Source organism: Corynebacterium tuscaniense (assembly GCF_008693065.1).
In the GTDB taxonomy this organism is placed as follows: Bacteria; Actinomycetota; Actinomycetes; order Mycobacteriales; family Mycobacteriaceae; genus Corynebacterium; species Corynebacterium tuscaniense.
Genome location: NZ_VXKH01000019.1, coordinates 1 through 22,371, shown reverse-complemented (window position 1 = coordinate 22,371; position 22,371 = coordinate 1). Strand labels below are relative to the sequence as shown.

At 61.8% G+C, this 22,371-nt stretch carries 23 protein-coding genes; 10 read left to right on the top strand and 13 right to left on the bottom strand.

The window, feature by feature from the left end; genetic code table 11:
* Positions 1-16: 16 nt before the first annotated feature.
* From F4V54_RS05350 to F4V54_RS05330, 5 genes are all read right to left on the bottom strand, one after another.
* Complete coding sequence (locus tag F4V54_RS05350; RefSeq protein WP_150386491.1) at positions 17-550, bottom strand: VanZ family protein; 534 nt, start codon at positions 548-550, stop codon at positions 17-19.
* Positions 551-566: 16 nt separating this feature from the next.
* Complete coding sequence (gene leuS, locus F4V54_RS05345) at positions 567-3,428, bottom strand: leucine--tRNA ligase (protein WP_150386490.1); 2,862 nt, start codon at positions 3,426-3,428, stop codon at positions 567-569.
* 98 nt (positions 3,429-3,526) lie between these two features.
* The gene (locus tag F4V54_RS05340) at positions 3,527-4,039 is read right to left on the bottom strand and encodes a flavodoxin domain-containing protein (RefSeq protein WP_249041234.1); all 513 of its coding nucleotides are present in this window, start codon (positions 4,037-4,039) and stop codon (positions 3,527-3,529) included.
* A 23-nt stretch (positions 4,040-4,062) separates the two neighbouring features.
* Positions 4,063-5,520 (bottom strand): DUF5129 domain-containing protein, encoded by a 1,458-nt coding sequence (locus F4V54_RS05335; RefSeq protein ID WP_249041233.1) that lies wholly within the window; start codon positions 5,518-5,520, stop codon positions 4,063-4,065.
* An 86-nt stretch (positions 5,521-5,606) separates the two neighbouring features.
* Positions 5,607-6,836: a dicarboxylate/amino acid:cation symporter gene (locus F4V54_RS05330; protein ID WP_150386488.1), complete on the bottom strand. Its 1,230-nt coding sequence runs from the start codon at positions 6,834-6,836 to the stop codon at positions 5,607-5,609.
* Positions 6,837-6,934: 98 nt separating this feature from the next.
* Here F4V54_RS05330 and F4V54_RS05325 point away from each other — a divergent pair, with 98 nt between their 5' ends.
* Genes F4V54_RS05325 through F4V54_RS05285 form a run of 9 tightly spaced genes read left to right on the top strand, consistent with a single transcriptional unit; the run spans position 6,935 to position 15,023 of the window.
* On the top strand, positions 6,935-7,375 hold the full coding sequence (locus F4V54_RS05325) for an SdpI family protein (RefSeq protein ID WP_150386487.1): 441 nt from the start codon (positions 6,935-6,937) through the stop codon (positions 7,373-7,375).
* 30 nt (positions 7,376-7,405) lie between these two features.
* Positions 7,406-8,962, top strand: coding sequence for an anthranilate synthase component 1 (locus F4V54_RS05320; protein WP_150386486.1), 1,557 nt, complete (start codon positions 7,406-7,408; stop codon positions 8,960-8,962).
* Positions 8,959-9,627, top strand: coding sequence for an anthranilate synthase component II (locus F4V54_RS05315; RefSeq protein WP_102723594.1), 669 nt, complete (start codon positions 8,959-8,961; stop codon positions 9,625-9,627). Before F4V54_RS05320 ends, F4V54_RS05315 begins: the two co-directional genes overlap by 4 nt.
* Positions 9,620-10,648 carry an anthranilate phosphoribosyltransferase gene (gene trpD, locus F4V54_RS05310; protein WP_150386485.1) on the top strand — a complete coding sequence of 343 codons (1,029 nt, stop codon included), beginning with the start codon at positions 9,620-9,622 and terminating at the stop codon, positions 10,646-10,648. The genes F4V54_RS05315 and trpD overlap by 8 nt, the downstream gene beginning before the upstream one ends.
* Positions 10,638-12,143, top strand: a complete 1,506-nt coding sequence (trpCF, locus tag F4V54_RS05305) for a bifunctional indole-3-glycerol-phosphate synthase TrpC/phosphoribosylanthranilate isomerase TrpF (protein ID WP_150386484.1) — start codon at positions 10,638-10,640, stop codon at positions 12,141-12,143. Before trpD ends, trpCF begins: the two co-directional genes overlap by 11 nt.
* Before the next feature lie 10 nt (positions 12,144-12,153).
* Positions 12,154-13,431 (top strand): tryptophan synthase subunit beta, encoded by a 1,278-nt coding sequence (trpB, locus tag F4V54_RS05300; protein WP_150386483.1) that lies wholly within the window; start codon positions 12,154-12,156, stop codon positions 13,429-13,431.
* The gene (gene trpA / locus F4V54_RS05295) at positions 13,431-14,273 is read left to right on the top strand and encodes a tryptophan synthase subunit alpha (RefSeq protein WP_150386482.1); all 843 of its coding nucleotides are present in this window, start codon (positions 13,431-13,433) and stop codon (positions 14,271-14,273) included. The genes trpB and trpA overlap by 1 nt, the downstream gene beginning before the upstream one ends.
* A 53-nt stretch (positions 14,274-14,326) precedes the next feature.
* Complete coding sequence (locus F4V54_RS05290) at positions 14,327-14,680, top strand: Rieske (2Fe-2S) protein (protein WP_150386497.1); 354 nt, start codon at positions 14,327-14,329, stop codon at positions 14,678-14,680.
* Positions 14,681-14,687: 7 nt separating this feature from the next.
* Complete coding sequence (locus tag F4V54_RS05285; protein WP_084576560.1) at positions 14,688-15,023, top strand: hypothetical protein; 336 nt, start codon at positions 14,688-14,690, stop codon at positions 15,021-15,023.
* A gap of 4 nt (positions 15,024-15,027) precedes the next feature.
* Here F4V54_RS05285 and F4V54_RS05280 read toward each other — a convergent pair whose 3' ends face one another.
* From F4V54_RS05280 to F4V54_RS05245, 8 genes are all read right to left on the bottom strand, one after another.
* The gene (locus tag F4V54_RS05280; protein ID WP_150386481.1) at positions 15,028-16,515 is read right to left on the bottom strand and encodes an HNH endonuclease signature motif containing protein; all 1,488 of its coding nucleotides are present in this window, start codon (positions 16,513-16,515) and stop codon (positions 15,028-15,030) included.
* A gap of 201 nt (positions 16,516-16,716) precedes the next feature.
* A complete protein-coding gene (locus F4V54_RS05275; RefSeq protein ID WP_150386480.1) occupies positions 16,717-17,184 on the bottom strand; it encodes a hypothetical protein in 468 nt (155 codons plus the stop codon).
* 210 nt (positions 17,185-17,394) lie between these two features.
* Complete coding sequence (locus F4V54_RS05270) at positions 17,395-17,754, bottom strand: hypothetical protein (RefSeq protein ID WP_150386479.1); 360 nt, start codon at positions 17,752-17,754, stop codon at positions 17,395-17,397.
* 96 nt (positions 17,755-17,850) lie between these two features.
* Positions 17,851-18,045 (bottom strand): hypothetical protein, encoded by a 195-nt coding sequence (locus F4V54_RS05265; protein ID WP_150386478.1) that lies wholly within the window; start codon positions 18,043-18,045, stop codon positions 17,851-17,853.
* A 154-nt stretch (positions 18,046-18,199) separates the two neighbouring features.
* Positions 18,200-18,517, bottom strand: a complete 318-nt coding sequence (locus F4V54_RS05260) for a branched-chain amino acid transporter permease (RefSeq protein ID WP_150386496.1) — start codon at positions 18,515-18,517, stop codon at positions 18,200-18,202.
* Between the two features lie 38 nt (positions 18,518-18,555).
* Positions 18,556-19,296, bottom strand: a complete 741-nt coding sequence (locus F4V54_RS05255) for an AzlC family ABC transporter permease (protein ID WP_150386477.1) — start codon at positions 19,294-19,296, stop codon at positions 18,556-18,558.
* A complete protein-coding gene (locus F4V54_RS05250) occupies positions 19,286-19,894 on the bottom strand; it encodes a YqgE/AlgH family protein (RefSeq protein WP_150386476.1) in 609 nt (202 codons plus the stop codon). The genes F4V54_RS05255 and F4V54_RS05250 overlap by 11 nt, the downstream gene beginning before the upstream one ends.
* The gene (locus F4V54_RS05245) at positions 19,887-21,392 is read right to left on the bottom strand and encodes a CCA tRNA nucleotidyltransferase (protein WP_150386495.1); all 1,506 of its coding nucleotides are present in this window, start codon (positions 21,390-21,392) and stop codon (positions 19,887-19,889) included. The genes F4V54_RS05250 and F4V54_RS05245 overlap by 8 nt, the downstream gene beginning before the upstream one ends.
* Before the next feature lie 98 nt (positions 21,393-21,490).
* Here F4V54_RS05245 and F4V54_RS05240 point away from each other — a divergent pair, with 98 nt between their 5' ends.
* A complete protein-coding gene (locus F4V54_RS05240; RefSeq protein ID WP_150386475.1) occupies positions 21,491-22,324 on the top strand; it encodes an NUDIX hydrolase in 834 nt (277 codons plus the stop codon).
* The last annotated feature ends 47 nt before the right edge of the window (positions 22,325-22,371 follow it).

Here is a 22,371-nt window from a genome sequence, read left to right as displayed (position 1 = left end):
TTTTAGTGTGTCATTGCTACACCTGCTTCACCTTGCTGGGATCTCCCAGGCTTTCGCCGCCGGTAACCAGCCCGACGAAGATGATTGTCGCTAGGGAAGCGAGTCCGATCCAGAGCCAGTGGAATTTCGGGCCAAACAACCGCGCCAGCACAGCGCCAACGAATGCACCAAGGGTGTTCATCAGCAGGTCATCGATGTCGCTGTAGCCAAGCGCGAAGATGTATTGGGATGTCTCGATAGCCAGGCTCAAACCTGCTCCGAACAGGGTCGTTGCAAGAAGTGGGCGGGGTGTGCTCTGAAAAAGAATGTAGGCCAGCATGCCCACGGGCACGAAGAATGCGAAATTCCCGCCATACTCAAAGACGGGCCCGAACCATGAGCTGGCATTGATCAGGTCATCGAACGGGGCGGGGGAGAGTCCTCGCCGCATTTGGTTGGCGGGGTCCCACAGGTAGCCAATGCGGTAGAAGGCTTTGAGCATGGTCAGGGCGATGACCACGCCCGAATAGCCCACGAGGGCGCCAATCGTGGCAGTGCGCTGCTTCGACATCGGCGCCCTTTTCCGGCTACTTGACCACAAGGTTGACCATGCGGCCCGGCACCACGATGGTCTTCACCACGTTCTTGCCTTCAGTGAGGGAGACCACGCGGTCGTCGGCAAGCGCGATCTGCTCAATCTCGTCCTTGGACGCCTCGGTCGGCACGTCCACACGCGCGCGAACCTTGCCGTTGATCTGGACGGGGATTTCCACGGTGTCGTCCACAAGCAAGCTCTCGTCGAAGGTCGGGAACGGCTCGAACGTGATCGTGCCTTCATGGCCGAGGCGTGCCCACAGCTCCTCGGCGATATGCGGCGCGACGGGGGAGACCATCTGCACGAGCGGTTCCACTGTTTCACGTGAAACATTGCCGGTCGCCTCGCGAGTCTTGGTCAGGTAGTTCACGAATTCGATGAGCTTGGCCACAACGGTGTTGTCGCGCAGGTGCCCGTAGTCCTCGCGGACGCCGGCGATGGTGCGGTGAAGGTGCTTGGCGTCCTCTTCGCTCAGCGGCTCATCGCTGACGGTGACCTCACCGGTCTCCTCATCCACGACCAGGCGCCACAGGCGCTGGAGGAAACGGTGAGCACCCACAACGTCCTTGGTTGCCCACGGGCGAGAGGTGTTCAGGGGGCCCATGGACATCTCATAAACACGCAGCGTATCGGCACCAAAGTCGCGTGCGATGTCGTCCGGAGCAACGGCATTCTTCAGGGACTTGCCCATCTTGCCGTATTCCTGGTTGACCTCTTCGCCGTTGTAGTAGAACTTGCCGTCCTTCTCCTCAACGTCAGCGGCCGGGACGTACACTCCACGGGTATCCGTGTAGGCGTACGCCTGAATGTAACCCTGGTTGTACAGGCGGCGGTACGGCTCCTTGGAGCTGACGTGACCGAGGTCGAAGAGCACCTTGTGCCAGAAACGTGCGTACAGCAGGTGCAGCACGGCATGCTCCACACCACCGACGTAGAGGTCCACACCACCCGGATCATTCGGGCCGTGCTTGTCCGGCTGCGGGCCGGTCCAGTAGCGTTCATTCTCCAGGTCACAGAACTTTTCCGCATTCGTCGGATCGATGTAGCGCAGCTGGTACCAGGAGGAACCTGCCCACTGCGGCATGACGTTGGTATCGCGGGTGTACTGCTTCTCACCGTCGCCGAGATCCAGCGTCACGTTCACCCAATCGGTGGCCTTCGCCAGCGGGGGAGCGGGCTCCGAATCCGCATCCTCCGGATCGAAGGAGACTGGGTTGTAGTCCTCCACATCCGGCAGCTCCACCGGCAGCATCGACTCAGGCAGCGCGTGGGCCACACCGTCATCGTCGTACACGATCGGGAACGGCTCACCCCAGTAGCGCTGACGCGCGAACAGCCAGTCGCGCAGCTTGTACTGAATACGCTCCTCACCAGCACCTTCGCTGACCAGCCAGGCAATAGCCTTCTCAATACCTTCGTCCTTGCCCAGACCATTGATGTCCAGGCCGCGGTCATTCGCGGAGTTGATGTGCGGGCCGTCCTCAGTGAAGGCCTCTTCCTCGATGTTGCCGCCGTCAAGCACCGGCACGATCGGCAGACCAAAGACAGTAGCGAACTCGTAGTCACGCTCATCGTGCGCCGGCACCGCCATAATCGCGCCCGTGCCGTAGCCCATGAGCACGTAATCCGCGATGAACACCGGCACCTTCTCACCACTCACCGGGTTCACGGCGTACGAGCCCAGGAAAACACCGGTCTTTTCCTTATTCTCCTGACGCTCCACGTCAGACTTCGCCGCGATCGCGCGCTTGTACGCCGCCACAGCATCCTTCGGCGTTGCTTCACCATAAGTCCATTGCTTATCGACGTCCCCCTCATACTCCCCAGCCACCAACTCGTCCACGAGCTCGTGCTCCGGCGCGAGAACCATGTAGGTGGCACCAAACAGGGTGTCGGGGCGGGTGGTGAAGACGTCGATCCCGAATTCCTGGCCTGCCGAGCCCTGGGCACGGAAGGTCACCTCTGCACCACGGGAACGGCCGATCCAGTTGCGCTGCATTGCCTTGACCTTGTCGGGCCAGTCGAGCAGCTCCAAGTCGTCGAGAAGCCTGTCCGAGTAGGCGGTGATGCGCATCATCCACTGACGCAGACGCTTGCGGAAGACCGGGTAGTTGCCGCGCTCCGAACGGCCATCAGCGGTGACCTCCTCGTTCGCCAGCACCGTGCCCAAGCCCGGGCACCAGTTGACCATGGAGTCAGAGAGGTAGACGAGGCGGAATTCGTCAATAGCCTTCTGCTTTTCCGTCGCATCGAGCTCGGCGTACACGCGGCCATCCTTGGTGGTGCGGGTGCCTGCCTCAAGCTCGCTAATAAGCTCCGTAATTGGGCGTGCCTTTTGTTGATCCTCGTCGAACCATGCGTTGAAGATCTGCAGGAAGATCCACTGCGTCCACTTGTAAAACTCCGGGTCCGTGGTGGCCACCGCGCGACGACGGTCGTGGCCCAGGCCCAGCGCGTCCAGCTGACGCGTCATGTTCTCAATATTCGCCATCGTGGTCGTGCGCGGGTGCGTACCCGTCTGGATGGCGTACTGCTCTGCCGGCAGACCGAAAGCGTCGTAGCCAAGCGTGTGCAACACGTTCCTGCCCAACATGCGGTTGTAGCGCGCGAAGACATCCGTCGCGATGTAGCCCAGCGGATGACCCACGTGCAGGCCCGCGCCGGAGGGGTAGGGGAACATGTCCTGGACATTGAGCTTGTCAGCCGGCAGATCGCCCTCACCCGTAGCTAGATCGCCCAGCGGGTTCGGTGCATTAAACGTCCCGTTGTCGTTCCAGTACTTCTGCCACTTCTGCTCAATCTCATTAGCAATACCCGCCGTGTAGCGGTACGCCGGTCCAGTCGCGTTAGTCATGGTTAGCCAGTGTAATAGGTCACCCCCACCAGCACAGCGCCCGGACGCCTCTAGCGATGTTTCACGTGAAACATCGCAGGGTGCGGTTGACTAAACCCCTACTTTTTCACCCACTCCACGATCGCGTCGAGCCTGTCCAGGTCGACGCGGTCAGTGTCTTTGCCATAAGTATCAATCATCATGCGCTCGTTTTCGGTCTTGCCGGGCTTCAGCTTCAACATCGTGATCAGGCCTTTCATGATGTTGCGGTGCTTGGGGCTCAGCTCGGAGTAATTGAGCCGGCCGGGCAGGTAGAAGCGCTTGACATGCCCAGCCAGGTCACCGAGCAGCGCGCGAGCCGGGTCCTGCGCCTCAACCACGTGGTCAAGAGTCATGCCCACTGTCACGAGAGCTACTTTTCGCTTCTCGACGCCCTCCGGACCCACCTCCTTCACCACCTTCACGCCAGGATGGGATGGCCCGTGAATGGGGGAGAGGATGATCAGGGGTTCGTCGGTGGCGCGGATAGCAGACGCGCTGCCCTCGGTGATCTCCTCGGCGGTGGTGCCAAGGCGGGTGGCGAGCTCATCGGCGTACTGCTTGGTGGCGCCGTAGAAGCTGGCGTAGTAGATAGCGGCGGTAAAGATGTCTCTCCCTAGAACGACGAGGAGCTACCCGATGCGCTGAAGCCGGAGGAGGAAACGCCCGGTCTGATGCTGGAGGACTGGGCCTGTTCGTGGGCGCGGACGTTGCTGTCGTGCCAGCTGCTCATGGATGCGTAGGTGACGTAACCGGGGTAGTAGTAGTAATCGCGGTCGTAGACGGCAGGGCGACGGAGTGGCTCGTATTCCTTCACGTCGGAGAACTCTTCCTTCTTCACCTGCTCGAGGAGCAGCCGGTAATCCCCAAGCACACGGACGAATTCGTCCATGAAGTTCGGGGCCGTCGGGTTGGCATCGAGCCAGTTGATGCGCTCTAGCAGCTGGTCGAGCTCGTAACTCAAGCGGTCATTCTTCACGCCGACGCGGGCGGCCATGACATCCTCGCGCAGGTCGGTGAGGCTGGTGCGGCGCGTGGCGGCGTCGCCGTTGTCGATGTTGAACATCCGGTTGATGTTGTTCTCGGCATTGGAGACATGCTCGACGGACTCAGCGGCCTCGCGTAGCTTCTTGCTGTTCTTCAGCACCTGCTTGTCATTGGTCATGTCAATGTCGCCGATCCCGCCGGCACCGCTGACGGTCTCGTGGTAGCCAAGGAAGCGATCGCGGACCTCAGCCCACTGTTTGCGCATCTCCGCATCGGCGAAGGCGGAAGAGAGTGAGTTAGCGCGAATGTCCACTTCGTCGAGGCGGCCAGAGAGCGCCGCGTACTCACCTGTCACAGCCTTGTAGTCCTCATGTGCTTGCTCTAGTTTCCGGCGGCGGCTCCACCGGGAGATGCCGGTGCCAACAACGATGAAAGTGCCAACACCAACAGCACCCATGCCGCCACCAATAGCAAGGCCGTCCCGGTCACCCTTTGCTTGGTCGAAGCCATATTCCTCGGCGGCTTCAACGTCGAAAGCGGTCTTGGCAGCTGCGAAGAGGCCGGCCGGGATGTTGCCGTCACGGACGCCGGGCTTCATGGCGTCGAGCACCTCTTCATCGCGCTGGCCGTAAGCGACCTGGAGCTGCGCGGCTACGTCATCGCCGTAGTAGGCGAAGGCTTGGCGGGGATCAAGGCCAACGCCGATGATGGCGGTGCCGTCGGCGAAACGGTCATCGTCGTTAGACGCATTGCCAATGAGCTCCGGGTAGGTGTCACGCACGTACTCCTCCACAGAGTCGAGAACATTCTCGTGGTTAGTGGCGAAGACGAGGTAGTGGAGTTCCTTCACCACGGCGGGGTGGTCTAGACGCTCGGCGTCGCGAAGCATACGGGCTTCGTCCTCTGGGGAGAGAACGTCCTGGGGGTCGTCGATAGTCACGGTGGGTGCCTGGCCAACCTCAACAACGAACTGCGCCGGGTCGGGCGCGTCCGTCAAAGCGTAGGTCAGTCCGGCACCGCCAGCCCCGGCGAGGGCGACGACGCTGAGTGCGCCGAGGGTGAACTTCTTTGTTGATCCCATAGCCATGCGCCCCATCCTAGGCGCACAGAGAAAAACCGATGTTTCACGTGAAACATCGGTTTTTGGCTAAAGCCAAGAGGGGTTAGACGAAGCTACGCGCTTTCGTCGATAAGCTCCTGCTTCTCAGCATCCTCTGTGGAGGTGCGCTCCATCTTGCCGGCGGCGAAACGGTTGACCACAAGCGCAATCGCGCCGTCGCCGGTGACGTTGGCGGCGGTGCCGAAGGAATCGATGACGATGTAGGCGGCGATCATGAGGGCGACCATGTCGTCGTTGAAGCCGAGCATAGAAGCGAGCAGACCGGTTGCCGCCATGATGGCGCCACCGGGGACACCCGGCGCGGCGATCATCATGATGCCGAGCAGGAGGATGAAGCCGAGGGAGAGACCCCAGGAGATGTCCATGCCCGCCATGTAGATGACGGCGAAGGCGTAGAGGCCGATCTTCATCATGGAGCCGGACAGGTGGATCGTTGCGCACAGCGGGACGACGAAGCCGGCGACGTTCTCATCCACCTTGTTATTCAGCGTGGACTTGAGGGTCACCGGGATGGTTGCTGCAGACGACGAGGTACCCAGGGCGGTGAAGTAGGCCGGCAGCATGTTGCGCAGGGCGGTCACCGGGTTGACGCCAGCGATGGCGCCGGCAATGAGGTACTGGAGGATGAGCAGCAGGATAGTCATGATGACGGCCAGGACTAGCACCTTGCCAAAGGCGGTGAGGGTGGCGCCCATGTTGTCGTTCATACCCAGGTTGAGGAACATGCCGAAGATAAACAGCGGCAGCAGCGGGATAACAAAGGACGTAACCACCTTCATAATCACGCCCTCAAACTCGGTGGCCAACTTGTACATCGTGTCGGACTTCACGGCGGTCATAGCAATACCCACGCAGAAGGCGAGCACCAGGGCAGTCATGACAGCGAACGGCGGATCAATCTCCACGGAGAAGAAGGGGGACAGGGCGCCCTCCTCCACGTCATCCACAGCCGTGATGAGCTTCTGGTCACCCAGCAGCCACGGGTACAGCGCCACAGACAGGCCCCAGGCGATGAGACCGGAGATGATGGTGGAGCCGTAGGCGATACCGGCGGTGAGGCCGAGCCACTTGCCGGCACCCTTGCCCAGACCGGCGATGGCCGGGGTGATCAACGCGAAGATGAGCACCGGGACGAAGAAGCCCAGGAAGTTAGAGAACAGACCGTTGAAGGTGATGAAGATGCGGGCGAGCCACGTGGGGAAGAAGAAGCTGCATGCGATGCCGAGGACTATCGCCACGACGATCCAGAACAGCAGCGACCGGGTGATCGGCTTAGAGTTCATAGTTGAAACCTTTGTACGGGAATTGACATGTACTCCTGCATTGTCCAACACGGAACCCCGCAATACGAAACTGTCGCCCTATCAGTAGACTTCCAGGCATGACTGCTGGCGCCATCATCGGAATTATCTTCATCGTTTGTGCTCTTGCTTTGCTGGTTCCCGGCGCGCTCGCCACTGCGGGTCGCCTGCCGGGCAACAGCATTGTTGGTTTGCGCGTGCCGGAGGTGCGCAAGGATGAAGGTATTTGGGTGCAGGCACACCGCGTTGTGGGTCCGTACTTGATCTTCGGGGGTGCCGCGCTGGCGTTTGGGGCGGCGTTTTCCTTCATCGCTTCCGGTTGGCTGTGGCTGGCCCCTGTTCTGCTCGCCGTGCTTGCGGTAGTCGCATGTGCGCTCGGCGGGAACATGGGTGCGCGTGCTGCGAGGCTTATCGACGACGCCAGGACAAACACTGCCACCACCCCCGCCGACGATGCCCCGGCCACCTCAGTAAATCTGGATGCGCTCCGGAATGCAGCGCGTGAGGCGGATCAGGATTAAATGCCTACTCACCGGCCTAAACTTGACGGCATGAACAGAACTTCCGACAGCGTTGAACCCCGTGTTCAGCACATGGACGTGGCGTATCACGCTGATGCCTCCGCGTTGTTCGCTCACCTTCGGGGCACAACGCTCACGGATACGGTGCTGCTGGAATCGGCGGACATCACTACGAAATCCGGCTTGCAGTCCGTGGCCGTGCTCGGCGCGTCTGTGCGTTTGACGTGTAATGGCCACGAGGTTGTTGCGGAGCCGCTGAGCCGGGCGGGGGAGCAGATCATTGCGCGTCTGACGGAACAGCTCGCCGACTACCTCGTCTCGCGTGAGCCGGTCACGTTCAGTTTCCCGCCCTCCATGGTCGCGGATGAGCGTGAGCGCCTCACCGCCCCGAGCACCGTCGAGGTGCTGCGCGCTCTCACCCGCGATGCGGGTTACACCGACTCCGAGGACATCCTCCCCATGGTCGTCGGCGGTTTCGCGTTCGACTACCTGGCCACGTTCGAGGAATTGCCAGACGTTGCCGAAAGCACGAACACCTACCCGGATTTCCAGTTCATCCTCGCCGAAATCGTGCTCACCATCGATCACCGTGCGTCGACGGCGAGGTTGTCGGGGGTTGATTGGGGGACGGGGGACGTCGATAAGCGAATGCTTGAACTTGCTGAGCTGATCCGCACCGCACACACCCCCACGCCCGCAACCCCGCAGGGCGAGGGCACGTTGCGCGTGGAGGCGAGCTTGGCGGATGATGAGTTCCGCCGCGATGTGGACAAGCTGAAAGACAACATTTATAACGGCGATATTTATCAGGTCGTCCCGGCGCGAGCGTTCACGACCGAGTGCCCGGATGCTTTTGCCGCCTACCAGCAGCTGCGTGATTCCAACCCGTCGCCGTACATGTTTTACGTGCGCGGGCTCGATCGAGCGGGGGAGCCGTACGAGCTCTTCGGTGCGTCCCCAGAGTCCAACCTGAAGTTCTCCGCCGCGACCCGCGAAGTGCAGCTGTATCCCATCGCCGGTACCCGCCCGCGTGGTGCAACACATGAACTGGATACGCGCATGGAGTTGGAACTGCGGACCGACGCCAAGGAGATCGCCGAGCACACCATGCTCGTTGACCTGGCCCGCAATGACATGGCCCGCGTAGCTCGCCCCGGCACCCGCCAGGTGCGTGAGCTGCTGCAGGTGGACCGCTACTCCCGCGTCATGCACCTAGTCTCCCGCGTGACCGCAACGCTTGCGGACGACTTGGATGCCCTCGACGCCTACCGCGCCTCCATGAACATGGGCACGCTGACCGGCGCCCCGAAGCTGCGCGCCACCGAACTCATCCGCGAACTCGAAGGCACCCGCCGCGGTTCCTACGGTGGGGCAGTGGGGTACCTGCGCGGCAACGGCGAATTCGACACCTGCATTGTCATCCGCTCCGCTTACGTCCGCGGCGGGGTGGCCACCGTGCAGGCCGGCGCCGGTGTTGTCCGTGACTCCAATCCGCAGGCCGAAGCTGATGAAACCCTGCACAAGGCCTACGCTGTGCTTAATGCCATTGCGATGGCGCAGGCCAAGACCGTGGAGGTGATCCGATGAACTCGCCCGCCCGCGTTGTCCTGCTGGATAACCAAGATTCCTTTGTGTACAACCTCGTGGACGCCCTCGCGACGATCACCGAGCCCGCCATCGAGTTCACCGTGTTCCGCAATACCGTCTCCGTTGACCAGGTGCTCGCCGCCGAACCCGACGTGATCATTCTCTCGCCCGGCCCCGGCTACCCGGCGGACGCCGGCTGCATGATGGACCTCATCCGCGCAGCTCAAGGCCGTATTCCCATCCTCGGCATTTGCCTTGGCTACCAGGCTCTCATCGAGCACTTCGATGGCAATGTCAGCCCCTGCGGCCCGGTCCATGGTGTCAGTGAGGCAATGACGCTTAGCGACGCCGGCGTGGCCAGCCCCCTCTTCACCGGCCTGACCATCGACAGTGGCCCCGAACACGGTGACACCCCGGGACGCCTCGTGCCCGTCGCCCGCTATCACTCCCTGGGCACTGTCGATGTCCCCGCCGGCATCGAGGTACTTGCCCGCACCGAGACCAAAGTCGGCGATGTGGTCATGGCCGCGCAGACTACCGATGGCATGTCCATCGGCCTCCAGTTCCACCCCGAGTCCATCCTCACCCCGGCTGGGCCCGTGCTGCTGGAGCGGTGTGTGAAGGAATTATTAGAGAAGAAAGTTAAGGTGAGCAACAATGGCTAGTGAAAAGTCCCTCGAAATTTTCCGTCGTTTTCTGGATAACAAGAACCCCTCGCTGGAAGAGGCAATCGAGGCGTTCACCCCGCTCACCGTGGGTGATTATGACGATGTGCACATCGCTGCCCTCCTTGCCACCGTGCGCACCCGCGGTGAAACCTTCGCCGATATCGCCGGTGCCGCCAAGGCCTTCCTGGCCGCTGGCCGTCCGTTCCCCATCACTGGTGAGGGCCTCATGGACACCGCCGGCACGGGTGGTGACGGCAAGAACACCATCAACATCACCACCGCCGCCTCCCTCGTCGCTGCCGCTGGGGGAGTGAAGATGATCAAGTGCGGTAACCGTTCCGTCTCTTCCAAGTCCGGCTCCGCTGACGTGTTGGAAGCCCTGAACATTCCGCTCGACCTGGACCCAGAGCGTGCTGTCCGACAGTTCGAGGCATCCAACTTCACCTTCCTTTTCGCCCCCGCCTACAACCCGGCGATCGCCCACGTGCAGCCGGTGCGTAAGTCCCTGGGCGTGTCCACCCTGTTCAACACCCTTGGCCCGCTGCTCGCCCCTGGCCGTCCTGAGTACCAGATCATGGGTATTGCCAACCCTGCTCTTGGCCAGACCATTGCCGAGACCATGCGTGAACTTGGCCGTGGCCGCGCCCTTATCGTTCACGGCGCAGGCACCGACGAAGTCGCCGTTCACGGCCCCACCGAAGTATGGGAGCTGGACCGTGAGGGCAACATCGAGCACTACACCATCACCCCGGAAGACCTCGGCCTGCCCACCTACACCCTCGCGGAGTTGGAAGGTGGCGATGGCGAGGAGAACGCCGCAGCCATCCGCGCTATTTTCGACGGCACCGGCCCGGACGCCCACCGCGATGCCGTCGCCGCCACCGCCGGCGTGATGTTCTACCTCTACGGCATGGCGGACACGATGGCCGAGGGTGTCACCAAGGCCACCGAGCTGATCACCAACGGCACCGTCCGCGAATGGTTGGCCAAGCACGAGGGAGCGAATTATGGCGCCTAATCTTAACCCCTCTGAATTTACCCCCTCTGACCAGGGTAAATCCGTTGTGCGCCATTCTGGGGGCCTGTCAACGGTTTTGGAGGGTATTGTCCAAGGCCGATTTCGTCACCTTGACGAAATTCGCGCCCGCATCTCCCACGTGGACCCGCTGACCCTGCCACGCTCCGAGCGTTCCCTCTACGATTCGCTCGCACGCCCCGGCACACGCTTCATCATGGAGTGCAAGTCCTCCTCGCCGTCACTCGGCATGATCCGCGAGCACTACGAGCCCGGCGCCATCGCGTCCATCTACTCCCGCTACGCCGCCGGCATCTCCGTTCTCTGCGAGCCGGACCGCTTCGGGGGAGACTACGACCACTTGGCCACCGTCGCCTCCACCACACACCTCCCGGTGCTGTGCAAGGACTTCATTATCGACGAATGCCAAATCCACGCCGCGCGCTACTTCGGCGCCGACGCCATCTTGCTCATGCTGAGCGTGCTTGATGACGTTACCTATACCCGCCTCCACTCCGAAGCCGACCGCCTTGGCCTTGACGTCCTCACCGAAGTCATCGATGAGGAAGAAGCAGCCCGCGCCACCAAACTCGGCGCCAGGATCTTCGGAGTCAACCACCGCAATCTGCACGACCTGTCCATTGATCTAGACCGATCCGCACGCCTTGCGCCCCTTGCCCCCGAAGGCTCCCTCATCGTCTCCGAGTCCGGGATCAGCGATGTGGAAACTGTCCGCCGCCTCGGAGGCCACTCCGACGGCTTCCTCGTCGGCTCCCAACTCACCGGAACCCCAGACATCGACTGGGCCGCCCGCATGCTCGTCTACGGCCCCAACAAAGTCTGCGGCCTCACCTCCTGGTCCGCCGCCCAAGCGGCTCGCGCCGCTGGCGCCGTCTACGGTGGTCTCATCTTCGAGGACGCCAGCCCTCGCAATGTTTCACGTGAAACATCGCAGAACATCATGGCGCACGAACCCGGTCTCCACTATGTCGCCGTCAGTCGCCGCACCGAAGGCTGGGCCGACCTCATTTCCAACATCGACGGCCCCATCCACGCCGTACAGATTCACGCTCCGTACCAGGGGAGTCTCGCCAAAGAGCACGAGCTTATTCGCGCCATCCGCACCGACCTAGCCACCCTTCCCGAGGCCAGCCCCGCCCCTGAGATCTGGCGCGCCGTGTCTATGTCGCACCCCGATGGGGCGGCGGTTGCGCAGGGGCTGGCGGGGAACGTCGATAAGCTTGTGCTCGATGCGAAGGACGGTGGCTCCGGCTCTAAATTCGATTGGAGCACCATCCCCGACGAAGTCCGAAACCAAAGCCTCCTGGCCGGCGGCATCGGCGCCGACAACCTCGACGCCGCGCTGTCTGTCGGCTGCCTCGGCGTTGACCTCAACTCCGGCGTGGAATACCCCGCCGAAGCAGGGGAGTGGGCTGGCCAGAAAGACGCGGGCGCGCTGCGCGCCGTGTTTGAGCGGATCCGAAGCTTTCACTACTAAAAGGAACCACATGACTGACTCCACTGACTCGCGCTCCACGGACTCGCGCAACGGCGGCCGAACCATCCTTCCCGCATACTTCGGGGAGTTTGGCGGACAGTTCGTTGCGGAGTCACTGCTTCCGGCTCTTGACCAACTAGAACAGGCTTTTGTAGATGCCTGGAACGACCCGGAGTTCATGGCCGAATACCGCCGTCTCCTCCGCGATTACCTAGGCCGACCGACTCCACTGTGGGAGGCGAAGAACCTCACGCGCGGTAACGATTACGCCCGGATCTTCCTAAAGCGCGAGGACCTCGTGCATGGTGGCGCCCATAAGACCAACCAGGTGATTGGTCAGGCACTTCTGGCCAAGAAGATGGGCAAGACCCGCATCATCGCGGAGACAGGCGCTGGTCAGCATGGCACCGCCACCGCCCTGGCGTGCGCACTCATGGACCTGGACTGCGTGATCTACATGGGCGCCAAGGACATGGAGCGCCAGGCCCCCAACGTGTACCGCATGCGCCTCATGGGCGCTGAGGTCGTCGGCGTGGATTCCGGTTCCGGCACCCTCAAGGACGCGGTGAATGAGGCGCTGCGTGACTGGACCGCCACCTTCCACAATTCCCACTACCTCCTCGGCACTGCCGCCGGCCCGCACCCATTCCCCACGATGGTGCGCGAGTTCCACAAGGTCATTTCCGTTGAGGCGAAGGCCCAGATGCTGGAGCAGACCGGTGCGCTGCCGGACGTCGTTGTTGCCTGCATCGGTGGTGGCTCCAACGCCATCGGCATGTTCGCTGACTTCATCGAGGACGAATCCGTGGCGCTCGTCGGCGCTGAGCCCGGCGGCCACGGCGTTAACTCCGGCCAGCATGGCGCTGCTATTTACGCAGGGACCATGGGAATTTTGCACGGCACCAAGTCCTACCTCATGCGTGATCCAGACGGCCAGGTGGAGGAGTCCTATTCCATTTCCGCGGGCCTGGACTACCCGGCCGTCGGCCCGCAGCACGCCCACCTGGCTAAGACCGGTCGCGCGAAATACGTGCCCGTCACCGATGCCGAAGCCCTGCGCGCCTTCCAGAATCTGTCCCGCCACGAAGGGATCATCCCCGCGCTTGAGTCCTCCCACGCTCTAGCCTACGCGCTGCAGCGCGCAGACGAAGCCAAGGAGTCCCAGACCCCAACCACCATCCTCGTGTCCCTTTCGGGTCGCGGAGATAAGGACATTGCTCACGTCCGAAAGACCCTGGAGAAGCACCCGGAGTACGTAGTCACTGACGAAGAGAAGGGAACCAACTAATGTCCCGTTTCACCGCGCTGTTTGAAGCTCTCGAAGCAAAAAACGAGGGGGCTTTTGTCCCATTCGTCATGCTCGGGGATCCATCCGCCGACGATGCGGTGGAGATCATCTCTACGCTTATCGACGCTGGCGCAGACGCCCTCGAACTCGGCGTTCCTTTCTCCGACCCCGTGGCGGACGGCCCCACCATCCAGAAAGCACACCTCCGTGCCCTCGACGGCGGCGCCACCGTGGACTCCTGCCTGGACCAGATCCGTGAGATACGCCGCCGCCACCCGGACACCCCGATCGGCATGCTCGTCTACGCCAACGTGCCGTATGTCCGCGGGTTGGAGAAGTTCTACACTGAACTCCACGAGGCTGGTGCTGACGCCGTCCTCGTCCCCGATGCGCCCGTGCGGGAAGGCGCCCCCTTCGTTGAGGCCGCCACTGCCGTTGGCATCGACCCAGTGTTCATCGCCCCTGCTCAGGCACGACCGGAGGTCCTCGAAGGCGTTGCCGCCCATTCCCGTGGCTACATCTACGCCATTTCCCGCGACGGCGTGACCGGCACCGAGCACGAGTCGCAGACGACAGGGCTTTCGGACGTCGTTTCCAACATCACCTCCTACGGCGGCCCGCCCGTCCTCCTCGGCTTCGGCATCTCCACCCCGCAGCACGTTGCCGACGCTATCGCCGCTGGCGCGTCCGGCGCCATCACGGGCTCCGCCATCGCGAAGATCATCGATGCTCACGTGGACTACACCCACCCCAACCCGGGCACCATCCGCGACATGGACGCCCTGAAAACCGAACTTACTTCCTACGTCACCGCCATGAAGCGCGCTACCCTGAAACCATGACAGCTCAGAACTCAGCAGCCCAGAACCCTTCCGGCCCCGTCTGCTCCCGTCGCATGTTCATCCTCGGCACCGCCACCACTTTTGCCGGCGCTTTCCTCGCCGCCTGTGGCAAGCCCGCTCCAGCTGAGGTCGCTGCAACCCAGGTGGCGGTGGGCAGTGCCGTCATCGTGGGGAAATTCATCATCGCCCAGCCAACTGAGGGCAACTTTGTGGCGTATTCCACCACGTGCCCGCACCAGGGCAGCCCAATCACCCAGGTCAAGGGCAACACGGTGCGTTGTCCGTCCCACGGCTCCGTCTTCGACATCGCCACCGGCGAGGTTGTGGACGGCCCCTCCCAGTCCGGCATGACACCCGCCCCCGTCACCCAGGACGGCGGGAATGTCATCGCCGGCGAGCAGGAGTAGGGAAGCGGTGTCTGACCCACAGCCTGAACCAAAAACCCCGCCACTTTTTGTCCGCACGACACTGACGATCCCGGGCGCTGGCTCCGTAGTCAACATCGCCGAACTCGTTGAGCTCAACCCCCACGAGTGTCGCATGGTGCGCATGATTGAGCTCACCCCGGACCACGCCATTACGGGGGCGTTTATCGCGGGCCGCGTCATCGGCAATGCCAACCGCCCCCTCGACACCGTCCCGCACCCGGACACCTACGACCAGTTCGAAGGCATCGAGGCTGAACACGTCACCGCGGACCACTTTGAGGGACTCTGGGCGGAGGCCCGCGCGAAGTTCCCGGAGCTTTAGGCACCTAGGCACCCACCTCCTCCTCAACCTCGTCGTCCTCCGGCGGTGGCTCGTAGTCCGGATCTGGCTCCTGAGCTGGCGGTTCAGGCGCGAAGGGGAACTTGAGCCCGTATTCTTGTTCGAGTTTCTCCAGCGCTTCGATGGTGGTGGGGTAGGGGGTGCCGGCCTCGTAGCCGTCGATAAGCGTGTGTGCTTTTGCGTAAAAGTGGGCGACTTTTTGCTTGTGGCTGCGAACTTGACTGAGCGTAGAGACCCAGCGCGGTGCTGTTGGTGTGACCTGGTCGCGGAGGAAGCCAGCGGGTTTGGTGATGGCGTAGGTGCCGTCCGCGAAGAGCCACACGATGTCGCCGGTGAAGGGATCGGGCAGGTAGAAGGCCCTTTTATCGGTTTTTACGTTATGGTGTTTTTGGCAGAGGCAGTACAGGTTTGAGGCGGTGGTGGGCCCACCTTCTTCGTAGGCGATGCGGTGGTCGAGCTGGCACCGTCGGGCTGGGACAGTGCAGCCGGGGAAGATGCAGTGGCCGTCGCGCATACGCACGAATTCTTTGACCTTCTCCGGTGCATCGTGGCCGTTGACGGTGTGCGTGGCGGTGGATTCCAAGTCCACAAAAGTGGCGGGGTTTTTGGTCTCAAACCCGTTCAGCCCGGCCAGCGAGTGGAATTTCTCCGTGCCCACCGCGTTAGTCCAGCCGAAGCCGGGGAAGAACACGGACTTAGTCAGATCCACCGATCCATCAGGGCCTTTCGGGGCGTAGACGCTCACGGTGGCGTTGCCTGACGGGGTGATCTCGCCGGTGAGAAGCTTGAGCACCGTGTCTTCGAGGGTGAGGGCGTGGGCGCGCGCAGTCGCGTCAATAGCCGCCCTTGTCATCGCCATCGTGGCAATGTCGCCCATCACGGTCATCCCGCTGGCATGAGCGCCCACGCGGCCATTGTGAAAGGTGACTTCACATGAGCCCGGCGGTATCTCTTTGGGGCGCTCCTCGCGTTCCTTGCGGTTCTCGGGGCAGAACGCCGCCGCGTTGTCGAAGTCCGCGATGAGCTTGTTGATTCTCCTTTTGATGGTGCTCACCGTCGGCAGCGCGGCGTTGTGCCGGTGTGGTGTGAAGATCTCCACCAGCACCTCATCCACCGCGGCGTAGACCTCGGGCGATGCGTTCTCCCCGAAGCTGTCCATCGCGTCGCTCACGGCCTTCAGGCGCGGCAGATCTAAGCGCTGATATTCCCGCTGTAACTCCCGCAAGCGAGGTAGCTCTCGCAGGGCCATGTAGGCCATGACAGCATGGTCTACCTGCCACTTTGGCATGCCAGTGGACTTGGATAACCGCGCGTACTCCTGGTCGAAGTCGCGGCTGTCTACCAACTCACGGTCGCCTTCGGCATACTCTTTGAACAGCTCATACTCGGCTTTACGGAGTGCCCAATGCGCTCGCGCGACCGGATCGGACGGGTTCTCCGTGGCAAAACTCGGCGTTTTTACCGGTGCACTCATGTCGCCCCCTTTCCCCACGTGACGTCATTGCCATGCGCTCACCTTGAGCACATGCGAACATACTTTCACATGGGTGCGACACGCCCCGTGCCTTGAAGCGCTAGATGGGCCCTATTTTCGAACACTTATCCACAACACCAAGGTCAGCGCGGGTGAAAATCCGTCGAAAAAGGGAGCTAAAGCAGCGTTAAAGCCCTGCACCTAATCAAAAGCACCACCAAAAAACGCCGTCACACCGGCAGTCAGAACAGTGGCGGCAACACCAATACCGATCCACCAGTTCAGCGCCGTACCCAGCTGTTGCCCGCGCGCCGCGTCCCACTTGAGCGAACTGCCAAGCACCTGATTGGGAATCGGGTTCGCCTCAAATTTGCCCTCATTCGCCGCCTGACGCTCCTGCCAAGTGACGTCGCTGATCTCAAGGCCATAGATCTGCTCAATCACGGGGGTGAAGAAGCCCACGCGCACCGCCGCATCCCACTTTTCTTTAAGCTGTTCATCCGTGGCAAAAGACCAGTGCTGCGAGCTGTGCGAAGGTGAGCTGAGCTCAAGAACCGACTTCACGGAACTGCGCTGGTCAACAGGGTGGCCCGCCTCCGCATGCGCCGGCGCCGCCACCCCGACAAGCACACATGCAGCCAACGCGACAGCAACAAAACGGGACTTCATCGGTACTCCTTAAGCTAGTTTCAAGCACGCACAGCTTAGGACCGATCCACCATTCAAGCAGCGCATTCATGAAAAGTTCACCGCAGCTCAAGGAGCCATTTGCTTATCGACGCCCCCCCAAAAACCCAAAACCCCAACCACCCTCTCCGCACTCAGTTCGAGCATGGAGAAATGGTCGGGGTTAGTTCAGGGCAAAAAGTCCCGGGGTTTTTAGAACGGGAGCTTGATCAGGCCCTGCTGCTGCGCGGCGCCACCGAGAAGGGCGAGGATGGCAGCTGCAATGCCTGTGCCGAGCAAGATGTCGAAGGTGGTGCCGATCTTGTACGAGTTGTTCATGTCGTTTTCCGTAAAAGGCTTCATGAACTTTTCAAAGGCTGAGGCGCTGCTAATAGCACGACGAAGCTCCTTCTTATCGCCTGACTTATCAGCGTCTTGCAGGCGCTTGTCGATCCTCTTGCTGCTGGACTCGTAGGAGGAGGTCATTGGGAGTTCGATAGCGTAGGCGGGGGCGACGGACAGGGACAGGGCAGTAGCGGCAGCAAGGCCGGCAGCGATGAAACGACGCTTCATGGGGATCTCCTTTGAATGAGGGTTCAAGTGATGGTGTTAGTCGAGTACGCAGTGCGGACGTAGAGATAGCGCCCAGGACAAAAAGTCCCAGAGTTTTTAGAACGAGACCTTGATCTTGTCCTGCTGAAACCCAACACCACCAAGAATAGCAAGGAGCATGGCAGCGATGCCGGAGGCGAGAAGAGTATCGAAGGTGGTGCCGATCTTGTACTTGAACATTTCGTCATTGGCCACGGACAGAGATAGTGCAGTGATGGCTGCGAGGCCACCAGCAACGAAACGGCGCTTCATGGGAGCTCCTTGAATAGGAAAAGCAGTACGTGGGACAGCAACTGCAGATTAACGCTGGCAAAGAGCTCTGGAAAGCGAGTTCCCAAAAAGCATGCCAAAACTTCAATTTGGCAACAAAACTACCTGGGCATTAGAACATGAGCTAAAACGCCCACTAGAACACCAGGTTGACCAACACCATGTACGCCGCGGTGCCGGCGAGGATGGAAAGGCCGGCGCGGCGCTTCCAGGCGTGGAGGGCAAGCGTCAGGGCGCCGGCGATGAGAGCGGCGGGAAGGCCGTGGGGGATGGAAGCGTTGTGGGCGATGGTGGAGAAGGTGTAGACGACCAGGACGGTCATCACGCCGACGGGCATGGTGGCGCCGAGGAAGTCGATGAACGGGCTGCCTTTGAGGAGGCGGAGGAAGGAGAAAGGGAGGGCGCGCAGCAAAACGGTGATGATGGCCACGGGTATAAGTACCGCGGCGACCATGGATAAGGTGACGCCTTTAGGCAGACCAAAAACCCCCACTACTTTTCACCACCCGATGAAAGACGCGAGGCACGGAGCTCTAAAGCGCGATCGACGCCGGGCCGGGCATAACGGAGGATAAGCACGAGGAAGTAGGCGCTCAACCCGGCCATGAGGAGCCAGCTGGGAGCAAGCACGGCGAGAAGCGCAGCAATCACAGTGGCGGTCAGTGGCAGGGAGAAATCCGGGTTCGCGCGGAAAGCCTCGTAGGCCAGAACAATGAAGAGTGCGGTCAGTGCGTAATCGACGCCAATGACTGAGGACGGAATCGCGGCCCCCAACAACGCCCCCACGATGCCGGGCAGCACCCACATCAGCTGGCACAGGATCTGAATGGTCAGCACACGGGCACCAGAATTGGGTGCGGTTGGGGGGCGGGAGGAGGTGATGGCGTAGGACTCGTCGGTAAGCGCATAGGTGCTGTACGCGCGGCCGAGCGGTGAGGAAATGAGGTGGCGCGGGAAGGTGAGGCCATAGAAAATGTGGCGGAAGTTGACCATGAAACCGGTGATGGCGGCGGACAGGGGGCCGACCCCGGTGGTGACAAGTTGAACGGCGAGGAATTCCATCGAACCGGCGTAGATGATGATGGAGAAGATTGGTGTCCACCACCACGCGAAGCCGGCTTGCACCATGACCAGGCCAAACGCCAAGCCAAGAGGGATGAGGCCCAGGCCGACGAGCCAGGTGTCCCGGATGCCACCGCGGATTTCAGAGCGGATCTGAGAGTTAGTTGTCATCAATATCCGCCGGGAACGTAGAGAACAACGGCAGAGGCATGGGCTGGCGGCGCATGATGTCGCTGTAAAGGTCGGTGCCGGCAGGCGCGATGACATCGGAGGGCAGGGCGGGGGCGATGTACCAGTCGCCGCGCTCAACCTCCTCATTGAGCTGGCCAGGCACCCATTCGGCGTAACCGGCGAAGATGCGCACGCCTTCGAGCAGGCCGTCAAGCATGGCAGGGTCGGTGCAAAGGTCCACGTGGACGAGGCGGTTGGCCAAGCGGGTGAACTCCGGGTGATCCTCAAGAACAGTGCCGGCGGTGGTCACACCAACACCGATGGCGGCCTGGGGGCTGACCGGTCCGCCGAGGTACAGCGCCTGCGGTTTAGCCACGTAGTCGAGCCATTCCGGCAGCGCATTGGCCACGGCGACTTCACTGCGGCGGTTGAGCACAACGCCAAGGGTGTGTTCCAGGTTGTGTTCGATGATGAGGACGACGGTGCGCGCGAACTCGTCGCTAAGCATGCCCGGCGCGGCGAGCATAAGCATGCCGGGGGCGGGCTCTTCGCGCTCAAGCGCGGTGAAGAGGCGGTCGGCGTAGAAAAACTCAGGCATGGTTGACCTCCCACCAGGCCTTGAGCTCAGCGACGGCCTCGTCGTGGTCGAGCTCGCCGCGCTCCAGGCGGAGTTCCTTCATGTACTTCCAGGCTTTGCCCACCTCGGGGCTGGGCTCGAGACCCAGGATCTGCATGATCTCGTTGCCGTCCAGGTCAGGCCGGACTCGGGCAAGGTCCTCCTTGGCAGAAAGGTCCGCGATGCGTTCCTCAAGGTCGTCGTAGCTGCGGCGTAAACGCGCTGCCTTTTTCGGGTTGCGCGTGGTGCAGTCGGCGCGCACGAGTTTGTTCAGGCGGGGGAGAAGTTCGCCGGCATCGGTGACGTAGCGGCGCACAGCGGAATCAGTCCACTGGCCTTCGCCGAAACCGTAGAAACGCATGTGCAGATAGACCAGCTGGCTGACATCCGCGATGACATGCTTGGGGTATTTCAGCTTGCGCATGCGTCTGCGGGCCAGCTTGGCTCCCACAACTTCGTGGTGGTGGAAGGACACCCGGCCACCGTCCTGGAGCTCGCGCGTGTCAGGTTTGCCAATGTCATGGAGCAGAGCCGCCCAGCGCAGCACCAGGTCAGGGCCCTCCTCCGGGTCCTCAAGCTCCGTTGCCTGACGCAGGACGGTCAGCGAATGGGCGTAGACGTCCTTGTGCTGCATGTGCTCATCGCGCTCCAGTTTCAGCGCGGGGATCTCCGGCAGAACATGATCGGCCAGGCCGGTTTCCACCAGCAGGTCAATGCCTTCCCACGGCTGGATACCTAGCATGAGTTTGTCCAACTCCGCTTGCACGCGTTCGACAGTGATGCGGCCTATCTCATCCGCCATGTCCGTCATCGCCTGCTTCACGCGCGGGCTCACCGTGAAGCCGAGCTGTGAGACAAACCGCGCCGCGCGCAGCATCCGCAGGGGGTCATCGCGGAAGCTCACTTCCGGTTCCTGCGGGGTGTCCAGCACGTGGTTGAGCAGGTCTTTCAAGCCGTCGCAGGGGTCGTGGAAGTCCAATTCGAGTTCGAGTTCGAGCTCTGATTCAGAGCTCGAAGAGTCAGAAGAACCAGACGCCAACTCAATCGCCATCGCATTCACGCGGAAATCACGGCGGACAAGGTCGCCCTCGACAGTGTCGCCGAAGGTGACTTCGGGGTTGCGCGTCACGCCGTCATAAAGGTCGGCCCGGAAAGTGGTGATCTCCACTTGCTGGCCATTCTTCGACGCGGACACGGTGCCAAATTCAATGCCCGTGTCCCAGACCGTCTCACCCCACTCATCGAGGATCTCGCGGATGACCTCCGGGCGCGCGGATGTGGTGAAGTCCAGGTCATGGCCCAGCCGCCCCAGCATCGCATCACGCACCGGCCCGCCCACCAGGTAGAGCGACTCACCGCGCGCATGAAAAGCACGCGCCAGCGGAGCCAGCAAGGCATCAAGCTTTCCGACGGCCCCCTGTGCCCGCGCCAACAACCCAATAAACGCGGTGGAGTCCCCCTTCTCCGGAAGATTAAACAGTCCGGCGGGATCAGTCGTATTCGTCGGAGTATTCACCCGCCTTACCTTACAGGCCTCAAGTTCCCTATATATGAGCCTGGCGGATACGATCGGACACAATGACTGAGAACACCCCGCCCCAAGGCCAAGGACAAAGGAGGCGTCGCCGGCGCCGCCGCGGACCCGGCCATGCACAAAACAGGCAGGGCAGTAATCGGCAGGGTGCAAACAAGCAGGGCTCTAGCAAACAAGACTCCGACAAGCAGGAGCACAAGACCCGCAAGCACACTTCGAAGTCACGGTCGTCGCAGCGCAGTCATCAACGTGGGGGCCAGCGCGGAAACCAGCGTGGACACCAACGCGGTGGGAAGCGTGGGGGGAAGAATTATTATCGGCGGCCGAATTCGTCGACAAGCGGTGCGAAGCGCACGTACACGCCTGAGCACACAATGGAGACGCGGGATGAGACAAGCGCGGGTGGGCTCGTTGTGTCCGGCATGGCGGAGGCGGTGCGTCAGAACGGGTCGGTGAATCTGGCGCGGATTTATGTGGCGCTGATTGGCCGCATTGATCGGCGTGGGCGGCTTCTGTGGTCGATGCCGAAGGGGCACGTGGAGCCCGGGGAGAATCAGTGGGATACCTCCCGGCGTGAAGTATGGGAGGAAACGGGAATTTACGGGGAGCCGTTTGAGGAGCTCGGTGTCATTGACTACTGGTTTGTCTCCGATGGGGTGCGGATACATAAGACCGTGCACCACAATTTGTTGCGCTATGTCGATGGGGTGCTCAATAACGACGACCCGGAGGTCACCGAGGTGGCCTGGGTGCCTATTAGTGAGTTGATTGAGCATTTGGCGTACGCGGATGAGCGAAAGTTGGCGCGTATTGCGATTGACCGGATGCCGGATTTGGCGCGCGCGGAGCGTGATGCGGGGCGGGTGACTCCGCGGTGATGTCGCGGAGCAAGCGCAGTGCGGCGCTCGCCGCTGTGGCGTGTGCT

Coding starts and splice junctions, on each gene's coding strand:
- F4V54_RS05350 (WP_150386491.1), bottom strand. CDS start 550: ATGTCGAAGCAGCGCACTGCCACGATTGGCGCCCTCGTGGGCTATTCG.
- leuS (WP_150386490.1), bottom strand. CDS start 3,428: ATGACTAACGCGACTGGACCGGCGTACCGCTACACGGCGGGTATTGCT.
- F4V54_RS05335 (WP_249041233.1), bottom strand. CDS start 5,520: ATGGCTATGGGATCAACAAAGAAGTTCACCCTCGGCGCACTCAGCGTC.
- F4V54_RS05330 (WP_150386488.1), bottom strand. CDS start 6,836: ATGAACTCTAAGCCGATCACCCGGTCGCTGCTGTTCTGGATCGTCGTG.
- F4V54_RS05325 (WP_150386487.1), top strand. CDS start 6,935: ATGACTGCTGGCGCCATCATCGGAATTATCTTCATCGTTTGTGCTCTT.
- F4V54_RS05320 (WP_150386486.1), top strand. CDS start 7,406: ATGAACAGAACTTCCGACAGCGTTGAACCCCGTGTTCAGCACATGGAC.
- F4V54_RS05315 (WP_102723594.1), top strand. CDS start 8,959: ATGAACTCGCCCGCCCGCGTTGTCCTGCTGGATAACCAAGATTCCTTT.
- trpD (WP_150386485.1), top strand. CDS start 9,620: ATGGCTAGTGAAAAGTCCCTCGAAATTTTCCGTCGTTTTCTGGATAAC.
- trpCF (WP_150386484.1), top strand. CDS start 10,638: ATGGCGCCTAATCTTAACCCCTCTGAATTTACCCCCTCTGACCAGGGT.
- trpB (WP_150386483.1), top strand. CDS start 12,154: ATGACTGACTCCACTGACTCGCGCTCCACGGACTCGCGCAACGGCGGC.
- trpA (WP_150386482.1), top strand. CDS start 13,431: ATGTCCCGTTTCACCGCGCTGTTTGAAGCTCTCGAAGCAAAAAACGAG.
- F4V54_RS05290 (WP_150386497.1), top strand. CDS start 14,327: ATGTTCATCCTCGGCACCGCCACCACTTTTGCCGGCGCTTTCCTCGCC.
- F4V54_RS05280 (WP_150386481.1), bottom strand. CDS start 16,515: ATGAGTGCACCGGTAAAAACGCCGAGTTTTGCCACGGAGAACCCGTCC.
- F4V54_RS05275 (WP_150386480.1), bottom strand. CDS start 17,184: ATGAAGTCCCGTTTTGTTGCTGTCGCGTTGGCTGCATGTGTGCTTGTC.
- F4V54_RS05270 (WP_150386479.1), bottom strand. CDS start 17,754: ATGAAGCGTCGTTTCATCGCTGCCGGCCTTGCTGCCGCTACTGCCCTG.
- F4V54_RS05265 (WP_150386478.1), bottom strand. CDS start 18,045: ATGAAGCGCCGTTTCGTTGCTGGTGGCCTCGCAGCCATCACTGCACTA.
- F4V54_RS05260 (WP_150386496.1), bottom strand. CDS start 18,517: ATGGTCGCCGCGGTACTTATACCCGTGGCCATCATCACCGTTTTGCTG.
- F4V54_RS05255 (WP_150386477.1), bottom strand. CDS start 19,296: ATGACAACTAACTCTCAGATCCGCTCTGAAATCCGCGGTGGCATCCGG.
- F4V54_RS05250 (WP_150386476.1), bottom strand. CDS start 19,894: ATGCCTGAGTTTTTCTACGCCGACCGCCTCTTCACCGCGCTTGAGCGC.
- F4V54_RS05240 (WP_150386475.1), top strand. CDS start 21,491: ATGACTGAGAACACCCCGCCCCAAGGCCAAGGACAAAGGAGGCGTCGC.